The organism is Ruegeria sp. BHSB058, assembly GCF_059613285.1.
Genome location: NZ_JBXWSF010000158.1, coordinates 1 through 3,083 on the forward strand (window position 1 = coordinate 1; position 3,083 = coordinate 3,083).

Genomic DNA, 3,083 nt, shown 5'->3' on the forward strand with positions numbered 1-3,083 from the left:
TACCCGAATGGCTCAGAGTGGGCAGGACAGTAATGGCCGCAGTCAATAAAAACGACTTTGGGCTGGGGAGAGAAGGTCTCTATGTTGGGCGTATCTGGCGTCCCGGCATAGGGCCCTGCCTCGTCAAACTTGATGAAGGCAACGTCATCGACATAACGACCAAGCAAGCTCCAACGCTTAGCGATTTGTTTGAGCGCGAGGACCTGCTTGAATTTGTGAGCGCAACAGTGGGTGAATCTGTTTGTTCTTTGGAAGAATTGGCCTCGTCCAGTCTTGAAGCCGATGTCTCAGAGGACAAGCTTCACATCTTGGCAGCCAATGACTTACAATCCGTCAAAGCGGCAGGCGTGACCTTCGCACGCTCGATGGTGGAGCGCGTCATCGAAGAGCGCGCCGAAGGGGATTATTCAAAGGCAGCTGAAATTCGTGCCCAGATCGCCGACATCATCGGTGGAACTTTGAAAGACCTCATTCCCGGCTCTGATCGCGCAGAAGAAGTAAAAGCCGTTCTCATGAAAGAGGGGCTTTGGTCTCAGTACCTTGAGGTTGGTATCGGACCGGACGCAGAGGTTTTTTCAAAAGCTCAACCGCTATCTGCTGTTGGTTGGGGCGCGCGTGTTGGCCTTCATCCGATTTCAACATGGAACAATCCAGAGCCAGAAATCGTTCTGGTGGTCACATCGGATGGCCGTGTCGTCGGATCAACGCTCGGTAATGATGTAAATCTGCGCGATGTCGAAGGCCGTTCTGCTCTGCTGTTGAGCAAAGCCAAAGACAACAACGCATCAGCTTCAATTGGTCCCTTTGTGCGGCTGTTTGACGATGGGTTCTCCATGGCAGATGTCGAGCAATGTGAGATCACTTTGAAGATAACCGGCGAGGATGGTTTCAAGCTTGAAGCGGTCTGTTCCATGGATGAAATCAGCCGCAAGCCAGTGGACCTCGTCAAACAAACAGTCGGTCGTCATCACCAGTATCCCGATGGCTTCGTGCTCTACCTTGGCAGTATGTTCGCGCCGATTCAGGATCGAGATGAAGAAGGGCAAGGTTTCACGCACAAAGTTGGCGACATTGTTGAGATCTCAACGCCATTGCTGGGGACGCTGCGAAATAAGGTCGATTTGTCTACGAACTGTCCGCCTTGGACGTTCGGGGCGACGTCATTGATGCGCAATCTCTCTCAACGAAATCTCATTTAAGGCGGCCAACAGCATGACATACACCCCTCACGGAAAACACTTCATTGCCGGTCAGCGCGTAGCTGGAGGAGAGACCTTTAAGTCTGAACCAGCGACGGGAGAAGCCTGCGATATCTCTGTAGGCACACCAGAAGATGTCGAGGCTGCGTGCGCTGCTGCGGCTGAAGCGTTCAAGAGCTACAGAACTCTGTCTGAAGCTGACCGCGCCTTTTTCCTGAACACGATTGCAGATGAGATCGAGGCGCGCGGCGAAGCGATTGCACATCATGGTTCGGCGGAAACCGGATTGCCTGAAGCGCGTCTTCAAGGTGAGCGTGGACGTACAGTGATGCAGCTTCGTCTGTTCGCAGAACACATTCTGAAAGGCGACTATCTCGACCGCAGGCACGATGAGGCTCTGCCAAATCGAGAGCCATTGCCGCGTCCCGATCTTAAGATGATGCAGCGTCCTATAGGTCCTGTTGGCGTGTTTGGAGCGTCAAACTTCCCATTGGCGTTTTCAACGGCAGGCGGAGACACGGCGGCGGCTCTGGCAGCCGGTTGTCCTGTTGTTGTCAAAGGTCATTCAGCTCATCCAGTCACGGGCGAAGTTGTCGCCGAAGCGGTTTTGGCTGCTGTTGAGAAATGCAAACTACATCCAGGTGTGTTTTCACTCGTTCAGGGTGGTAATCGCGATGTGGGTCAGGCTCTCGTCCTCGATCATAACATTCAGGCGGTAGGCTTCACTGGTTCGCTCTATGGCGGACGTGCGCTGTTCAACCTTGCCGCTTCACGTCCAAAACCAATCCCGTTTTTCGGAGAGCTGGGTTCAGTCAATCCAATGTTCATGTTGCCCGAAGCGGTCGCAAGCAGGGGTGAAGGATTGGGTTCAGGCTGGGCTGGTTCACTTTTGATGGGCGCAGGACAGTTCTGTACGAACCCCGGCATCGCCGTGGTGATCAAAGGGGATGGTGTCGATGCGTTTCTTGACGCCACCATGGCTGCCCTCAAGCAGGCCAATCCGCAAACAATGCTGACCGATGGTATTGCTGAGGCGTATGCGAAAGGCATCTCGGACGTTCGCTCGACCGGTGGTGTTCAGGAACTGATTGCAGACACATGTGTAAGGCGCACTGCTACGGCCGCACTCTATAAGGTTTCGGGTCAGGACTGGTTCAAGAACGAAGCTCTCTCCCATGAAGTCTTTGGGCCTATGGGCTTGGTCATTGAAGCTGAAAACCAGGCTGAAATGATTGAGTTAGCAGAAGCATTTGAAGGCCAGATCACCTGTACGCTTCATATGGATGATGGCGACATGAAACTTGCCAAAGACCTTATGCCTATTTTGGAGCAGACCGCTGGTCGCGTGCTGGCCAACGGCTTCCCGACAGGCGTCGAAGTGAGTGATGCTATGGTTCATGGCGGGCCGTATCCGGCTTCCACAAACTTTGGTGCAACATCCGTTGGAACCCTCTCAATTCGCAGGTTCCTGCGTCCTGTTTGCTACCAAAACATACCTAATGAACTGCTGCCGGGAGGGTGGTCATAACGCTGACCAAAGCGCAGCCAGTGCATTTTCGCCCAAAAGTGTATACCATATACATAAAGAGCGGCACGGAAATGGTGATCGACCAGCGTGTTGCTCACCATAAACCCGCGAAAGCGGAAAATCGAAAGAGCAAGAAGGAGCTTGCTCAACTGAAAGGGAGGAATACCTCATGAAAAGACGTAGTTTTTTAGCTGCAACTGCCATACTCGCGGGCACTCTGTCACTTGGAAGCACGGCAGCCTTCGCTGAATCGAAGAATTTGGTCTACATCACACCTGACTCTGGTGTGTCGTTCTGGCGCTATGTCGGCACTGGTGCAGCAAAAGCTGCAGAAGATGCGGGCTACACGCTAGAAG

Annotated in this window: 3 protein-coding genes; all 3 read left to right on the forward strand. The window is 53.2% G+C overall.

The features are described 5' to 3' along the window. Positions 1 to 32 precede the first annotated feature (32 nt). On the forward strand, positions 33 to 1,199 hold the full coding sequence (locus AC2FNB_RS20825) for a fumarylacetoacetate hydrolase family protein (RefSeq protein WP_496748654.1): 1,167 nt from the start codon (positions 33 to 35) through the stop codon (positions 1,197 to 1,199). 13 nt (positions 1,200 to 1,212) lie between these two features. Beyond that, positions 1,213 to 2,727, forward strand: coding sequence for an aldehyde dehydrogenase (NADP(+)) (locus AC2FNB_RS20830; protein WP_496748652.1), 1,515 nt, complete (start codon positions 1,213 to 1,215; stop codon positions 2,725 to 2,727). A 169-nt stretch (positions 2,728 to 2,896) separates the two neighbouring features. Further along, positions 2,897 to 3,083: hypothetical protein (locus AC2FNB_RS20835; protein WP_496748653.1), on the forward strand; the 187-nt coding region annotated here is incomplete at its 3' end.

Bases quoted from the DNA above. Each gene is read 5' to 3' on its own strand.
- AC2FNB_RS20825 (WP_496748654.1), top strand. From the start codon at position 33: ATGGCCGCAGTCAATAAAAACGACTTTGGGCTGGGGAGAGAAGGTCTC.
- AC2FNB_RS20830 (WP_496748652.1), top strand. From the start codon at position 1,213: ATGACATACACCCCTCACGGAAAACACTTCATTGCCGGTCAGCGCGTA.